13 protein-coding genes are annotated in these 14383 nt (G+C 64.4%); 9 read left to right on the top strand and 4 right to left on the bottom strand.

The genetic code is table 11. The features are described 5' to 3' along the window. The first annotated feature begins 131 nt into the window (after nucleotides 1-131). The 4 genes from abaF (at nucleotide 132) to C4K39_RS25985 (ending at nucleotide 5508) form a co-directional block, all read left to right on the top strand. Entirely contained in the window at nucleotides 132-1505 is a 1374-nt protein-coding gene (gene abaF, locus C4K39_RS25970; RefSeq protein ID WP_124347767.1) for a fosfomycin efflux MFS transporter AbaF, read from the top strand. Nucleotides 1506-1751: 246 nt separating this feature from the next. Continuing rightward, complete coding sequence (locus tag C4K39_RS25975; RefSeq protein WP_124347768.1) at nucleotides 1752-2696, top strand: dihydrodipicolinate synthase family protein; 945 nt, start codon at nucleotides 1752-1754, stop codon at nucleotides 2694-2696. 119 nt (nucleotides 2697-2815) lie between these two features. Beyond that, on the top strand, nucleotides 2816-4393 hold the full coding sequence (locus C4K39_RS25980; protein WP_124347769.1) for an aldehyde dehydrogenase (NADP(+)): 1578 nt from the start codon (nucleotides 2816-2818) through the stop codon (nucleotides 4391-4393). Nucleotides 4394-4491: 98 nt separating this feature from the next. Next, the gene (locus C4K39_RS25985) at nucleotides 4492-5508 is read left to right on the top strand and encodes an Ldh family oxidoreductase (protein WP_124347770.1); all 1017 of its coding nucleotides are present in this window, start codon (nucleotides 4492-4494) and stop codon (nucleotides 5506-5508) included. A 127-nt stretch (nucleotides 5509-5635) separates the two neighbouring features. Here the strand turns inward: C4K39_RS25985 and C4K39_RS25990 are convergent, their stop codons facing one another. Then, nucleotides 5636-6067, bottom strand: coding sequence for an HIT family protein (locus tag C4K39_RS25990; RefSeq protein WP_068587114.1), 432 nt, complete (start codon nucleotides 6065-6067; stop codon nucleotides 5636-5638). Nucleotides 6068-6246: 179 nt separating this feature from the next. Here C4K39_RS25990 and C4K39_RS25995 point away from each other — a divergent pair, with 179 nt between their 5' ends. The 4 genes from C4K39_RS25995 (at nucleotide 6247) to C4K39_RS26010 (ending at nucleotide 10423) form a co-directional block, all read left to right on the top strand. Beyond that, nucleotides 6247-7125: a suppressor of fused domain protein gene (locus C4K39_RS25995; protein ID WP_124347771.1), complete on the top strand. Its 879-nt coding sequence runs from the start codon at nucleotides 6247-6249 to the stop codon at nucleotides 7123-7125. A 20-nt stretch (nucleotides 7126-7145) separates the two neighbouring features. Continuing rightward, nucleotides 7146-7565, top strand: coding sequence for a hypothetical protein (locus C4K39_RS26000; RefSeq protein WP_124347772.1), 420 nt, complete (start codon nucleotides 7146-7148; stop codon nucleotides 7563-7565). Beyond that, entirely contained in the window at nucleotides 7562-8419 is an 858-nt protein-coding gene (locus C4K39_RS26005; RefSeq protein ID WP_124347773.1) for a tetratricopeptide repeat protein, read from the top strand. The genes C4K39_RS26000 and C4K39_RS26005 overlap by 4 nt, the downstream gene beginning before the upstream one ends. A 294-nt stretch (nucleotides 8420-8713) precedes the next feature. Then, a complete protein-coding gene (locus C4K39_RS26010) occupies nucleotides 8714-10423 on the top strand; it encodes an amidase (protein WP_124347774.1) in 1710 nt (569 codons plus the stop codon). A 60-nt stretch (nucleotides 10424-10483) separates the two neighbouring features. Here the strand turns inward: C4K39_RS26010 and C4K39_RS26015 are convergent, their stop codons facing one another. After that, entirely contained in the window at nucleotides 10484-11032 is a 549-nt protein-coding gene (locus C4K39_RS26015; RefSeq protein ID WP_225926527.1) for a hypothetical protein, read from the bottom strand. Between the two features lie 123 nt (nucleotides 11033-11155). Further along, nucleotides 11156-11527 carry a hypothetical protein gene (locus C4K39_RS26020; protein ID WP_124347775.1) on the bottom strand — a complete coding sequence of 124 codons (372 nt, stop codon included), beginning with the start codon at nucleotides 11525-11527 and terminating at the stop codon, nucleotides 11156-11158. A 128-nt stretch (nucleotides 11528-11655) separates the two neighbouring features. On the opposite strand from C4K39_RS26020, the gene C4K39_RS26025 reads away from it, so the two are divergent. Next, nucleotides 11656-12153 carry a hypothetical protein gene (locus tag C4K39_RS26025; RefSeq protein ID WP_068587122.1) on the top strand — a complete coding sequence of 166 codons (498 nt, stop codon included), beginning with the start codon at nucleotides 11656-11658 and terminating at the stop codon, nucleotides 12151-12153. Between the two features lie 36 nt (nucleotides 12154-12189). On the opposite strand, the gene C4K39_RS26030 is transcribed toward C4K39_RS26025, so the two are convergent. Then, a complete protein-coding gene (locus tag C4K39_RS26030) occupies nucleotides 12190-14316 on the bottom strand; it encodes a TonB-dependent receptor family protein (RefSeq protein WP_124347776.1) in 2127 nt (708 codons plus the stop codon). Nucleotides 14317-14383 lie beyond the last annotated feature (67 nt).

Genomic DNA, 14383 nt, shown 5'->3' on the forward strand with positions numbered 1-14383 from the left:
TATTCTGGCGTCAATCTTGCTTTGAAATATATCGTATACGAAATACAGTATATGCCGACTGTTTCAACAGTCAGGCCTGGCGCAGTGCCCAGGCAACCCCCTCTAACAAGATCTATCGGAGTGCGACATTGATGACCTCGACGACTTCTGCAACAGCCAGCGAACTGGAACGAACGGCGGGCAAGGCCCCCGCCGGGATCAAGCGAGTGGTGGCCGCAGCGATGGCCGGTGCCGTGGCCGAGTGGTACGAGTTCTTTCTATACGGCACCGCCTCGGCCCTGGTGTTCGGCCAATTGTTCTTCCGCCAGACCGGTAGCGCGGTGGATGGCATCATCGCGGCCTTCGCCCTGTATGCCGTAGGCTTCCTGGCCAGGCCGATCGGCGGGCTGGTCTTCGGTCATTACGGCGACAAGATCGGACGCAAGCATCTGCTACAGATCAGCCTGGTGGTGGTCGGTATCACCACGTTCCTGATGGGGTGCCTGCCCACCTTCGAACGCATCGGTTACGCCGCCCCCATCCTGCTGGTGCTGCTGCGGTTGATCCAGGGATTCGCCTTCGGGGGTGAATGGGGAGGCGCGGTACTGCTGGTGTCCGAGCACAGCCCGGACAACCGCCGCGGATTCTGGGCCAGTTGGCCGCAAGCCGGGGTCCCGGCCGGTAACCTGATTGCAACGGTGATCCTGCTGCTTCTGTCATCCAATCTCAGCGAGGCGCAGTTCCTTGACTGGGGCTGGCGCGTAGCGTTCTGGTTCTCCGCCGTCGTGGTCCTGGTCGGCTACTGGATCCGCACCCGGGTCGATGACGCCCCCATCTTCAAGGAAGCCCAGGCCCGCCAGCACAAGATCGAGAAAGAGCAGCTGGGCGTGGTCGAGGTCGTCACAAAATACTGGCGTGAAGTGCTGATCGGCATCGGCGCCCGGTTTGCCGAGAACATCCTCTATTACATCGTCGTCACGTTCTCGATCACCTACCTCAAGCTGGTCGTGCACAAAGACACTTCGCAAATCCTGCTATTGATGTTCGGCGCCCACCTGTTGCACTTCTTCATGATTCCCTTCATGGGCTACCTGTCCGACATCATCGGGCGCAAACCGGTGTACCTGATCGGTGCGATACTTACCGGCTTCTGGGGCTTCGTCGGGTTCCCCATGATGGATACCGGGAACGACTGGCTGATCATGGCCGCCATCACCCTGGGCCTGGCTATCGAATCCATGACCTATGCGCCCTACTCCGCCTTGATGTCGGAACTGTTCCCGACCCATGTGCGCTATACGGCCCTGTCCCTCTGCTACCAGGTGGCGCCCATTCTCGCCGGCTCCCTGGCACCGCTGATCGCCATTACCCTGCTCAAGGAATACAACAGCTCGACGCCGATCGCCTGGTACCTGGTGGCATCGGCCGTGATCTCGATCATTGCCGTGGCGGCCGCCAGGGAGACCCGTGGCATGTCGCTGCGCGAGGTGGACAAGGCGTCGGCGGCGCGGGTCTCCAGTCGCTGATACTCCCCTCGCCCTGACCCGGCTCACGGAAGAGCCCCTTGGCCTGCAAGCTTTGATGAGCCCTGCAATCCAGGCCGTTTACCCAGAACGCCGCCATTTGAAATGACAACCGAGGCTTTACTTCCCAAGGCATCGATTATATAACGTATACGATATTCGATTATGACCACTGGAACAGGTCCCCAGCCATTCCTGGCCAGTGCCATAGATGTAGCTACAACCACCTAAAAACTATGAGGTAGCGTCATGAGCAACATTTTCACCGGCACCATTCCCGCACTGATGACCCCCTGCACCCCGGATCGCAAGCCCGACTTCGACGCCCTGGTCCGCAAGGGTCGCGAGCTGATCGAAGCGGGGATGAGCGCCGTGGTGTATTGCGGCTCGATGGGTGACTGGCCCCTGCTCACCGAAGCCGAGCGCCAGGAAGGCGTTGCCCGCCTGGTAGCGGCCGGTATCCCAACCATCGTCGGCACGGGCGCGGTCAACTCCCGGGAAGCGGTATCCCACGCCGCTCATGCGGCCAAGGTCGGCGCCCAGGGCCTGATGGTGATTCCGCGAGTCCTGTCCCGCGGTGCCTCGCTGGTCGCACAGAAGGCGCATTTCAAGGCCATCCTCGCAGCAGCCCCGAACCTGCCGTCGGTGATCTACAACAGCCCCTACTATGGCTTTGCCACTCGCGCGGACCTGTTCTTCGAACTGCGCGGCGAGCACCCGAACCTGATCGGCTTCAAGGAGTTCGGCGGCGCCCAAGCCAGCCGTTATGCCGCTGAGTTCATTACCTCCAAGGATGACGCGGTCACCTTGATGGTCGGTGTCGATACCGATGTGGTGAACGGTTTCGTCAACTGCAACGCCACCGGTTCCATCACCGGTATCGGCAACGCGCTGCCTCGCGAAGTGCTGCACCTGGTGGCCCTGAGCAAGCAGGCTGCCAAGGGCGACGCCAAGGCCCGACGCCTGGCCGAAGAACTGGAGTCGGCCCTGCACGTACTGTCCTCGTTCGATGAGGGCTGCGACCTGGTGCTGTACTACAAGCACCTGATGGTGCTCAACGGCGACCTGGAATACACCCTGCACTTCAACGAAACCGATGCCCTGAGCGACTCCCAGCGCAACTATGCCGAGGCCCAGTACACGCTGTTCCGTACCTGGTACGCCAACTGGAGCAAAGAACACAACCTGGCCTGACACCCGGCAGATGTTCCCCTGAAGCGGTGCGCCCAGGCGCACCGCTTTCATTTCCCCCTCCTCTGCCACTGCATTCTTTAAAACCGGCAGGTGGACGTTCATTACCTCAGGAGGCCGATATGGGTCTGACAGGAAATATGCTGATTGGCGGCCAAGCCGTGCCAGGTACTCGTGATGCGATCAAGGCCATCAACCCAGCCACCGACCAGGTACTGGAGCCGGGTTATCCCGGTGGCTCGCGCGAGCATGTCGAGCAGGCTTGTGCGCTGGCCTGGTCGGCCTTCGATAGCTACCGCGAAACCTCGCTGCAGGAGCGCGCGGCGTTCCTGGAAAGCATCGCCGAACAGATCGAGGCGCTGGGCGACACCCTGGTGGATCGCGCGGTGGCGGAATCGGGCTTGCCTCGCCTACGCATCCAGGGCGAGGTGGGCCGTACCTGCTTCCAACTGCGCACCTTCGCTCGCACAGTACGCACCGGCGAGTGGCTCGACGTGCGGGTCGATGAAGCGCTTCCCGAGCGCCAGCCACTGCCCCGCCCGGACCTGCGCCAGCGGCATATCGCCCTGGGCCCGGTCGCCGTGTTCGGCGCCAGCAACTTTCCCCTGGCCTTCTCCGTGGCCGGCGGCGACACCGCTTCGGCGCTGGCTGCCGGCTGCCCGGTGATCGTCAAGGCGCACAGTGCCCACCCCGGCACCAGCGAATTGGTGGGCCAGGCGATCCAGCAAGCCGTGGCCAAGCACGGCCTGGCACCGGGAGTGTTTGCGCTGCTGTTCGGCTCCGGCGTGGAAATCGGCACGGGCCTGGTCAGCGATCCCAGGATCAAGGCCGTGGGTTTCACCGGTTCGCGCAGCGGCGGCATAGCCTTGACCCAAGTGGCCCAGGCACGTCGCGAGCCGATCCCGGTGTATGCCGAGATGAGTTCGATCAACCCGGTCTTCCTGTTCGAGCATGCCCTGCTCAACCGTGGCGCGGCGTTGGCCGAGGGCTTTATCGCCTCCCTCAACCAGGGTGCCGGTCAGTTCTGCACCAACCCGGGACTGGTCATCGCCATCAAGGGCCCAGCCCTGGACGCCTTCCTCGCAACCGCCCGGCAGGCTGTCGAACGCAGTCCCGCCCAGACCATGCTGACGCCCGGAATCTTCAAGGCCTACCGCCATGGCCTGCAAGAGCTGGCCAGCAACGCCGACGCGCGCTTGGTGGGCGCAGGCCTTGAGGGCACGGGGCCAAACCAGTGCCAGACGCACTTGTTCGTCACTTGCGCCAGGGATTTTCTTGAGCAACCGGCCCTGCAGGCAGAGATCTTCGGCTCGGCCTCGCTGCTGGTCGAGTGCGATGACATCGCCCAGGCCAGGCAAGTGGCCGAACACCTGGAGGGCCAGTTGACCGCGACCCTGCATCTGGACGAGGCCGATACCGAGACCGCCCGGACCCTGCTGGCGACCCTGGAGCGCAAGGCCGGGCGCATCCTGGTCAATGGCTGGCCGACAGGCGTCGAAGTCTGTGACGCCATGGTCCACGGCGGGCCGTTTCCAGCCACCTCCGACGCCCGTTCCACGTCGGTCGGTACCGCCGCCATTGCCCGCTTCCTGCGACCGGTCTGCTATCAGAACTTCCCGGACACCTTGCTGCAACCGGCCATCCAGCAGGCCAATCCCCTGGGCCTTTGCCGCCTGGTCAACGGCCAGCGCGAAACCTGACGGCTCACTGCCAGAGGTGACGACAGAGGCCTGCGCTGCACCCACTCGGCGCAGTCCTCGTCTATCCAGCGTTCACCCATGATCCAAGGATACGTTTCATGTCTGACTTGATTAATCTGTCGCTCGACCAAGCCTTCCGACTGTCCAACGATGTACTGGCGAACAACGGCTTCTGCGCTGCCCACGCCCAGGCCATTGCCCGCACCATCACCCGCGGGCAGGCCGACGAATGCCACTCCCATGGGCTGTACCGGTTGTTGGTCTGCGTGAAGTCCATGCGCGAGGGCCAGGTCGACCCTCAGGCACTGCCGACTGTCACCGAGCGTTCCGCGGCCATCGTGGCCGCGGATGCGCACCGGGCCTACTCGCTGCTGGCATTTCAAACTGCGCTGCCGCTGTTGGTGCAAAAAGCCCGGCAGGTGGGTGTGGCGGCCATGGTCATCAACAACTGTTTCCACTTCTCGGCCCTATGGCCGGAAATCGAGGCCGTGACCGAACACGGGCTGGCAGCCCTGGCCCTCACGCCCAGCCATAGCTGGGTCGCCCCCGCCGGGGGCAGCAAGCCGGTCTTCGGCACCAACCCCATTGCCTTCGGCTGGCCGCGCGTGGGCCACAATCCCTTTGTCTTCGACTTCGCCACCAGCGCCATTGCCCGCGGCGACATCGAGCTGCATCGCCGGGCCAACCGCCCACTGCCCGAACATTGCGCCGTCGACGACCAGGGCCAGCCGACCACCGATGCGCTGGCCGCCATGTCTGGCGCCATGCTGACCTTCGGCGGCCACAAGGGTTCGGCCCTGGCGGCCATGGTGGAATTGCTGGCAGGTGCCCTGATCAATGACATGACCAGCATGGAGTCGATGGCCTTCGACAACGGCGTCGGCGCTACTCCCCTTCATGGGGAACTGATCCTGGCCTTCGACCCGCAGCTGTTCGCCAATGGCAACGCCGAGGAAGGCGCCAGGCGCGCCGAGGAGATGTTCGCCGCGATTGTCGACCAAGGCGCCCGCCTACCATCGCAACGTCGCTACGACGCCCGGCGGCGCAGTGAGGAACAAGGCGTGTTCATACCCAGGGCCCTGTACGAGGACATCCTCAAGCTGCTGGATAAATAAACCGCTGCACCTGATCCAGGGGCTGCGGCGATCCCCCCGTCGCGGCCCCGGTCACCGGCCTTCGATCCCGTTATCACCGAGGCGATGGCCGGCAAGCGCCCTCACACCGGGCCAGGGCTCGTTCGATTCAGTGCCCCAGTAGCTGGGCAATGCGCCGACGCAACTGGCCATGGTCCTCTTCGGAGTAGGCAACGGCCGTTTTCCAATCGTAGAACCAGACTGGCATCCGGCGAAGGTGTTCCGGCTCCGAGGCGTAACGCGGGAAAACATGACAGTGCAACTCAGGTTCTGAGTTGCCGAGGATTTCATAATTCATGCGCAGGGCCCCAGTGGCCTGCAAGGCGGCATCGCCAAGGCGAGCCATGTCCAGAAGGTAGGTGGTCCTGGCGGCTTCATCCAGATCGTTGAGACTCGGCACCACAGGGTCGGGCAACAACAGGCAATAACCCGGCAGAAACTGCACATCCCCCATGACAGCCCAACCGGAGGCCATGCGGCAGATCACCTTGTCGTTGGCGCCATTGCGAGCCAACTCAACACGTTGCGAAATCAACGGCATACAAAATCCTTGGGAATGCTTTGCAAGATTGCGCATGCAACGGTCATCGGCCTGCACCCATGCCATGCATTGCATGCACCGGCGAATGTATCGATCCGACGTCTGGATTGCCAAGCAGTAACGGCACAAGGCACATTGCCATCTCAAACGGCTATCCAGGGCTGTGTCGAGTCGGCACAATGCGCGCCCAGACAACACTCTTGAGCAAGGATCGCCCGTTGAATTTCCTGCAAAAACTGCTTTCCATCTTCAATAAGCCCGCTCCTGCCAAATCCGTACCGCCCCTGGCCACGCCAGAGCCTGGCCCCGTCGACACCCCTGCCCACGACCAGCCAAGCAGTGCCGAGCAGGAGCTGATCGCATTGATGGACGCTGGCGCCGCCTGCCTCGAACGTCATTGGCAGACCATCGGTACCTGTGAGCAGGACGTGCTGGGCTTTGCCATCAGCCCAAGCTTCATGGGCGGCCCCCACTGGCCCTCCACCCGCCAGGCCTACCGCATCGTGCGTCGCCCCAACAGCATCATCCTGGCCACCGAGGGCCTGTCCGATCCATTCGACGACGGTGAAGGCCAGGGCAACGGCTTCGAAATGGAGCTGTTTATCGAGACACCGGATATTCCGGCCCATGCCCAGGGCCCGCAGGGGGATGTCTATCCCTTCGCCGACAGCTGGGCTTTCGAGTTGCTGCGTTGCGTGGCCAATACCGTGGCCGATGCCGGCGGCTATGTCTCGCGCCTGGAGCGTTATGGCGTGCTGTCCCTGGAGCTGCCCGGCGTCAGCCAGTCTCGTGCCATGTGCGAGCAGTTGCCCGAGCATTTCGTCAGCAACGACGACTGCGTCGGCGTATTGATTGGCGGTCCAACGGCCAGCTTCCCTACTTATCTGCCGGACATGCCGCTATCACCGGTGACCCTGGTGCCGGTGGTAGTGATCACCGCTTCGGAGCTGGAGTACCTGCGCAACGGCGGCGGCCCGGCCCGCGAAGACCTGGTCGCGCGCTTGAACGCGTCCGGCCTGGGCCACGTCAGCCACCTGCAACGCGCCAGCGTGATCTGAAGCTGCCAGGAGCCATGTCCATGTCGGAATGCGACGACTACTTCGCTTTTCACCTGTTTGCCGCACGCTTTGCAAATGACACCGAAGCTGCGTTGTTCGCCTTCGAACAGTGGGAAGCCGAACCCGGCCCCGACGCCACGGATGCCCAGTACCATGCCTGGGAGGCACGCAATCCAAGCTGGCGCCTGCGCCAGGAACTGGGGTGGTCTATCGACTCCGACTTTGTCGAGCTGATCCCCCAGCAAGGCCATCTAGAGTACCTGGAGTCCATGATCCGCAGCGCCGCCCAGAGGCAACGGCTGCACTGGCCCGTTCTCTTGCAGTACAGCCACTTCATCCTCGTTGCCCACGCTGGCATTGCACACTTCGGGCAATCGCTTGCGCTTCCATCCACCTTGTCCCTGGACTACCTGGGCGAATTCAACGGTCCCCATCCATGAACAGGATTGTCGTCCTGGCACTGCTCGGCGGACTGCTCAGCGGCTGCCAGAGCGCTACCAGCGTGCAGAACGACTCCATGGTCGGCCTGCGCTGCTGGCACTACCGCGACCAGGAGACCATCTCCCGGGAAATGCTCGACTATATCCGCCGCCAGGGCGAAGCCGGCAACTCGATGTGCCAGACCCTGCTGGCCACCCTGTACGAACGCGGTCATGGAGTCGCGCAGGATACCGCCCGGGCCAAAGCCCTGTATCTCTCGCAGGCCCAGACAAACCCAAGGGCCTACCACCATCTCGGGCGCCTGGACGAACAAGAGGCCGACTACGTCCTGGCCAGGGATCACTACCAGCGTGCTGCGGCGGTGGGGAGCAAGGAAAGTATCCTGGCCCTGGCCAGGTTGATGGAAGAAGGCAAAGGCGGCCCGCAGGATCTTCCAGGCGCGCAGCAGATGTACTTCAGCGTTCTCAAGCAGAGCGGCGACGCTGCCTGGAAAGGCATCGACCGGCTGCGTGACCAGGGCCTGGAGCTCAATGCCGAGCAACAAGCGCGGTACAGCCAGGTCTGGACCGCCTCAGCCAGGAGCCGGCTCAGCCTCAAGCTGCGACTGCTCCAGCACCGAACGCTCGGCAAACTCAAGCTCGGACCTGATGTAAAGCCCGTGGTGGTCGAGGTGCAGTTCGTGCCCGGCTCCGCTGAGCCGCGGCTCAAGCTGCTGGAAAGCTCCGGCGACACGTCCCTGGACCAAACCATCCTCCAGAACCTGGGCAGCTATCGTTTTGTCGGCCAGCCGATCCCCCAGGCCGGCCAGGAGGCCTGGCGGGTAAAGGCCCATATCGACCCACATGCCAGATGACCCGGCCTTTTGGCCCAAAGTGCGCACCTGCGATCGAGCGGAGATTCCGCTGACGGGCACTTGATGCTAAAAAGGCCCCCAAGCCCCAATGCCGATCAGTCAAGGCAAGGTAGGAGCGAGGCTTGCCCGCGATGGACTTCAGAGCGCTGGGTTTACCCAGTCAACAGGCGCTACCGTTCACGACCCTCGCGAGCAAGCTGCGCTCCTACAAAAGGTCACCTCGCTTGACTGACAGGCATCAACCCAAGCCCCGACTCAACCCTTGCCGTGCCAAGCCGTACCACGAGAACCCGCATGATCGAAGTCACCGAAGTCTCCATTGCCCAACTGCGCGCCGCCCTCGAGTCCGGCCAGACCACTGCCGTGGAACTGGTCCAGGCCTACCTGGCGCGGATCGATGCCTACGACGGCCCCGCCACTGCCACCGCCCTCAACGCCGTGGTGGTGCGCAACCCCGAGGCTCTGGAGGAAGCGCAAGCCTCTGATGCCCGCCGCGCCAAGGGCCAGCTCCTCGGGCCACTGGACGGCATCCCCTACACCGCCAAGGACAGCTATCTGGTCAAGGGCCTGACCGCCGCATCCGGCAGCCCGGCCTTCAAGGACCTGGTGGCCCAGCGCGACGCCTTCACCATCGAGCGCCTGCGCGCCGGCGGCGCCATCTGCCTGGGCAAGACCAACATGCCGCCGATGGCCAACGGCGGTATGCAGCGTGGGGTCTATGGCCGCGCCGAAAGCCCCTACAACGCCCAGTACCTGACCGCACCCTTCGCCTCCGGCTCGTCCAACGGCGCCGGCACCGCCACCGCCGCCAGCTTCAGCGCCTTCGGCCTGGCCGAGGAAACCTGGTCCAGCGGTCGTGGCCCGGCCTCCAACAACGGCCTCTGCGCCTACACCCCCTCGCGCGGCGTGATCTCGGTGCGCGGCAACTGGCCGCTGACCCCGACCATGGACGTGGTAGTGCCTTACGCCCGGACCATGGCCGACCTGCTGGAAGTGCTGGACGTGGTAGTCGCCGAAGACCCGGATAAACGCGGTGACCTGTGGCGCCTGCAGCCCTGGGTGCCGATCCCGGCCGTGGCCGGCGTGCGCCCCGCTTCCTACCCGCAACTGGCGGCCGACGCCGGCGCCCTCAAGGGCAAGCGCTTCGGCGTGCCGCGCATGTACATCAATGCCGACGCCGAGGCCGGTACCAGTGCCAAGCCGGGGATCGGCGGCCCCACCGGCCAGCGCATCGCCACCCGCGAGTCGGTGATCGAGCTCTGGCGCCAGGCGCGCCAGGCCCTGGAAGCCGCTGGCGCCGAGGTGCTGGAAGTGGACTTCCCACTGGTGTCCAACTGCGAAGGCGATCGCCCCGGCGCGCCCACCGTGTTCAATCGCGGCATCGTCAGCCAGGAATTCCTCCATGACGAGCTGTGGGAGCTCTCGGGCTGGGCCTTCGACGACTTCCTGCGGGCCAACGACGATCCCAAGCTCAACCGCCTGGCCGATGTCGACGGGCCACAGATCTTCCCCCATGACCCGGGCACCCTGCCCAACCGCGAGGATGACCTGGCGGCAGGCATGGACGAGTACGTCAACATGGCCAAGCGCGGCCTCAAGACCTGGGACCAGATCGCCACCCTGGCCGATGGCCTGCGCGGCCTGGAGCAGACCCGCAAGCTCGACCTGGAAGACTGGATGGACGCCCAAGGGCTGGACGCGGTGCTGTTCCCCACCGTCGCCGACGTCGGCCCGGCGGATGCCGACATCAACCCCGAGTCGGCGGACATCGCCTGGAGCAACGGCATCTGGGTGGCCAACGGCAACCTCGCCATCCGCCACCTGGGCGTGCCCACCGTCACCGTGCCCATGGGCGTGATGGCGGACATCGGCATGCCAGTGGGCCTGACCTTCGCCGGCCGGGCCTATGACGATGCGAACCTGCTGCGCCTGGCCTCGGCCTACGAGTCCACCGGCAGCAAGCGCCTGGTACCGCCGCGCACGCCCAAGCTGGCCGCGCAGTAACGCAAAAAACGCAATCGGGGCCGCCATGGCCCCGATCCTCATTCCTGCCCGCTCAAGGCCTCACTGCTCATCCACAGGCTGCAGCGGCGAATGTTGCCAGTCGAACCGCGCGATCAACTGCCTGCACAGCTCATCCAGTTGCGGATGGTAGTAATGCATATGGGGCACCGGAATCTGCGCTTTGCCATGGCCGAACCCCAGGCCGTACAGAGCGCTGGCATAACTTTCCAGCGGGCCGTAGGCGTAGATCAGGTTGTGCCGGTCCCAGACCACCGTGGCCTGGTCTTCGGGCGAGTGCACCCAGAAATCGAAGCGGCTGTCGCCACATAGAAATGGCTTGAACTCATCGATGAAATCCTCGACCTCGGCCAGGGACAGCATCGGGCTCATGTAACGGCCTACCGGCACGTCTTCGCGGCTGGTGTGCAACACGAACAGCAACAGCAGCGGCTGGGTGAGGCAACGGGCCAGGCTGAGCAACACCTGCGGATCGGACCCCGGCACGCCGGCCACCACCCGCTCGCCACCGTTGAAGGGCGCAATCTCGAAGACCGGCGGGTAACTGTGCTCGACCCACTGGTCATCGATCATGTGTGCAAATCTGTGCATAACGGCCTGATCCTCCCGATCAACTCTCACACCTGGCCTGACGTCCATTCGTCAGGGCGGCGAATGTAAAGCACTCGGGGCAAGCTAGATAGCCTTATCGAACACCGCGTTGACCTGCAGCGGCTACTGCACCTCCAGCAGCCTGAACTGCAGCGGCGAAGCAGCCTGGCCTGGGCAATAGTCGGCCGTCAGGCTCAGTTCACTGGGCCGGCCTGCGGACCACAACCGGCACGTCACCCGCAGCGTGCCCGGCTGCTGGGTCGGGTAGCAGTCAAAATCCACTCGCCCGCTCCTGTCGGGCGCCAGCGCCATCTCCCAGGCGGGCAGCGCGAGACTGGCCAGGCAAGCCGCGCCAGCCTCCAGTTCCTCGAGCACTTCCTCATAAATCGCGGTGCTGATGCCGTACTGCGCCAAAGTACTGGGTTCGCCACCCTGGATCGCTCGCAGCAATCCGGCCAGCAAGTCGTAGATCCGTTGCAGGTCCCCTGCGTGCATGGTGGTTCTCCTGAAATTGCGCGGCGGCCATGCTAATGGATGCGCGCCCCGGCACCAACAGTCCGGCCTCGTCAAACCTCGCTGGCGCCCTGTACCCTACTGCCGACCCTTTTTCCCCTAGGACACCGATGAACAACCACCATGTTCCCCTGGCCAACGGTTGGACTGCCCGGTTCACCTACCGTGGCGAATTTCGCATGGGCGCCGAAGGCTGGAGCCTGCTCTTGGAAGGCCCCGGGCAACAGCGCATCGGCTACTTCGACAGCCAGATCGTGCTGGTCAATGACGAGGATGGCACCCAGGCCCGCTCCTGCATCAGCCTCTCCGAAGACGGCACCCAGGGTTACCTGGCCATGGGGCCGGACCACGGCTGGGTGCTGGACTTCGCCCGCTCCATGCTTGCCCCGCACCGGGTGAACATCTACCACCACCATCCTGGCTACGATGAAAGCGTCTCGGTCTGCGAACAACCGACCTTCAAGCGTGAGCGCCAGTACATCCGGGTGATCGGCAAGTTCATCTACCTGACCTTCCCCCTGACCCGGGACGAGGATTTCCCCAAGGTCTGGGAGGAGTACCTGGCGATACGCCGGCGGCAACTGGACGAGCTGTACTTTCGCAACTGACACCGCGCGCCGTCACGACCGGCACAACCATCGGCCTTAACGCAGGCTCCAGGACATCCCGACATACACCCCCATGCCCTCGCCCGGGGTCGAACGGGCGGTATCCTGGCCCTTGTCGTCGTAGCCCGGGGTGACGGTGGCCGCATAGCGCTGGCCGGTCAGGTTGCGCAGGTCGACCCAGGCCTGCCAGTCGTTCTTCGGCGCGTTGTAGCCCAGGGTCGCGCCGAACAGCGCATAGGGGTCGGCGTAGTAGCTGTTGGCGTAGTCCACCGCCACCTTGGACACCAGCTGGGTGTTGACGGCGGCAAAGAAGCCCTGCGGCCAGTCGTAGCGCAACTCGCCCTGGTAGTAGTGCATCGGCAGGCCCGGCAGGCGGTTGGCGCCGAAACGTGGATCGTCGCGGTAGTGGAAGTCGCTGAAGGTATAGGCCTGGCGCAGGCCCAGGCGCCCCACTCCGGGCCGCGACCACAGCTCGCTCTCCAGGCTGGCCTCCACCCCCTGGTGCACCGTGGGGCTGGCGTTGAGTTCATAAGGCATGGTGGCGTTGGCATCCGGCCATACCGACAACAGCTCATGGCGAACCTGGGCGTAGTACCAGGCCAGGCTCCACTGGCCCAGGATGCTGTCGCCACGGCCACCCAGCTCCAGGGTGGTGGCGGTCTGGTTCTGCAGCTTGATCGGGTCGCGCTGGGTTCCCGTGGCGGCACCGCTGTCTTTCGGGAAGCGAATGTTGGAGCTATAGATCAGCGACCAGGGATGCGGCGCCTCCACCGAACGGCTGAGGTTGCCGAACAGCTGCACATCGCGGTTCAACTGGTAGCGCAGGCCCAGGCGCGGGGCATAGTCCCAGTCGCCGAGGCTGGTCTTGCCGCCGCCCTCGGGGTAAGTCACCGCGCTCTCGCGGCGGGTGTAGATGGCCGCCAGGCCGGTGGTCAGCCACAGGTCGTCGGCGATCTCCAGGTCATTGCTGACATGCAGGACGCTGTCCGAGCCCTGGTAGGTGAAATTGCGCATCCGCGTGCCCGGTGCGTAATCACTGGTATTGCCGGTGGGGATACGCACGAACTCGCTGGCACCGTCGTTGGGCAGGTGCTTGGTCACCCGCAGGCCCAGGGTGCTGCGGCTCTCCAGGCCCCAGAGAGTGTCGCGGCGCTTGTAGTCGAGGGTGCCGCTGACATCGCTATACGCCACCTTCAGGCGGTTGGGGCCTTCGCGCAGGTCCATGGGGTAGTCGTGGTAGACCAGGCCAGCCTGCAGGCTCGAATCGTCATCGATGTACCAGGTGGTCTTGTTGCCGACGAAGGTACTGCCCGGCTGCTTGCGCCGGTCGTCCCGGGACACATAGGCCGGGTTGGCCGCCCTGGGGGAATGCTCGATGGAATGCTTGGTCACCCGCCCGGCCAGGTCGTTGTCGGTCTGCCGGTAGCGCAGGTAGAAACGGGTTTCCAGGTTCGGGTTCAAGCGATAGCCGAAGTTGGCCACGACTCCCCGGCTGTCGCTGGCGGTATGGCGCTGGTAGCCGTCGGCATTGGAATCGGTCAGCGAGACGTAGTAGTCGAAGTCCCCCAGCACTTGCCCGGAACTGACCTGGCGCTGCTGGTAGCCGTGGCTGCCGGTGACGTAGCGCACCTGCAACAGCGGCGCGTCGTAGCCGGTATGGCTGATGTAGTCGATGGCGCCGCCCAGGGCCAGGGCGCCGCGGTCGAAACCGTTGGCCCCACGCAGCACCTCCACGCGGTCGACCCACAGTGGCTCCAGCAACTCGTAGGGGGTACCGCCGGGGCCGGTCAGGGGCAGGCCGTCGAGCATGGTGTAGAGCCCCGAGGCGTGGGCCCCGGGGGCACGGTTGATGCCCGAGCCACGGATCGAGATCTTCACCCCTTCGTTGCCCGCCGATTGGGCATAGACCCCTGGCTGGTAGGCCAGCACGTCCTGGTTGCTGGCCACCCGGCCCTGCAATGGCCGGCTCATCTGTACCAGGTTGCTCCCGCCGGGAACCTGGGCCAGCCGCGCTCGGGCTTCTTCAGCCCCCTGCCCGGCGTCCTCCTGGCCTTGTCCCAGGACCTGCGCCGGAGCCAGTTCCAGGCCCCCGGGCTCGGCCATGGCCGGACAGGCAAGGGCCAGGCCCAACAAAGTGGTGGGCAGGGTTCTGGGCGAAAGCATCGGTACGACTCCGGCGTGGGCAATAGACAATGAAGGTTGCGACGCAGGAAGGAACGAAGAGAACACA

The sequence above is a fragment of the Pseudomonas sessilinigenes genome (genome assembly GCF_003850565.1).
Classification (GTDB): Bacteria; Pseudomonadota; Gammaproteobacteria; order Pseudomonadales; family Pseudomonadaceae; genus Aquipseudomonas; species Aquipseudomonas sessilinigenes.

Coding starts and splice junctions, on each gene's coding strand:
- abaF (WP_124347767.1), top strand. CDS start 132: ATGACCTCGACGACTTCTGCAACAGCCAGCGAACTGGAACGAACGGCG.
- C4K39_RS25975 (WP_124347768.1), top strand. CDS start 1,752: ATGAGCAACATTTTCACCGGCACCATTCCCGCACTGATGACCCCCTGC.
- C4K39_RS25980 (WP_124347769.1), top strand. CDS start 2,816: ATGGGTCTGACAGGAAATATGCTGATTGGCGGCCAAGCCGTGCCAGGT.
- C4K39_RS25985 (WP_124347770.1), top strand. CDS start 4,492: ATGTCTGACTTGATTAATCTGTCGCTCGACCAAGCCTTCCGACTGTCC.
- C4K39_RS25990 (WP_068587114.1), bottom strand. CDS start 6,067: ATGCCGTTGATTTCGCAACGTGTTGAGTTGGCTCGCAATGGCGCCAAC.
- C4K39_RS25995 (WP_124347771.1), top strand. CDS start 6,247: ATGCGCGCCCAGACAACACTCTTGAGCAAGGATCGCCCGTTGAATTTC.
- C4K39_RS26000 (WP_124347772.1), top strand. CDS start 7,146: ATGTCGGAATGCGACGACTACTTCGCTTTTCACCTGTTTGCCGCACGC.
- C4K39_RS26005 (WP_124347773.1), top strand. CDS start 7,562: ATGAACAGGATTGTCGTCCTGGCACTGCTCGGCGGACTGCTCAGCGGC.
- C4K39_RS26010 (WP_124347774.1), top strand. CDS start 8,714: ATGATCGAAGTCACCGAAGTCTCCATTGCCCAACTGCGCGCCGCCCTC.
- C4K39_RS26015 (WP_225926527.1), bottom strand. CDS start 11,032: ATGCACAGATTTGCACACATGATCGATGACCAGTGGGTCGAGCACAGT.
- C4K39_RS26020 (WP_124347775.1), bottom strand. CDS start 11,527: ATGCACGCAGGGGACCTGCAACGGATCTACGACTTGCTGGCCGGATTG.
- C4K39_RS26025 (WP_068587122.1), top strand. CDS start 11,656: ATGAACAACCACCATGTTCCCCTGGCCAACGGTTGGACTGCCCGGTTC.
- C4K39_RS26030 (WP_124347776.1), bottom strand. CDS start 14,316: ATGCTTTCGCCCAGAACCCTGCCCACCACTTTGTTGGGCCTGGCCCTT.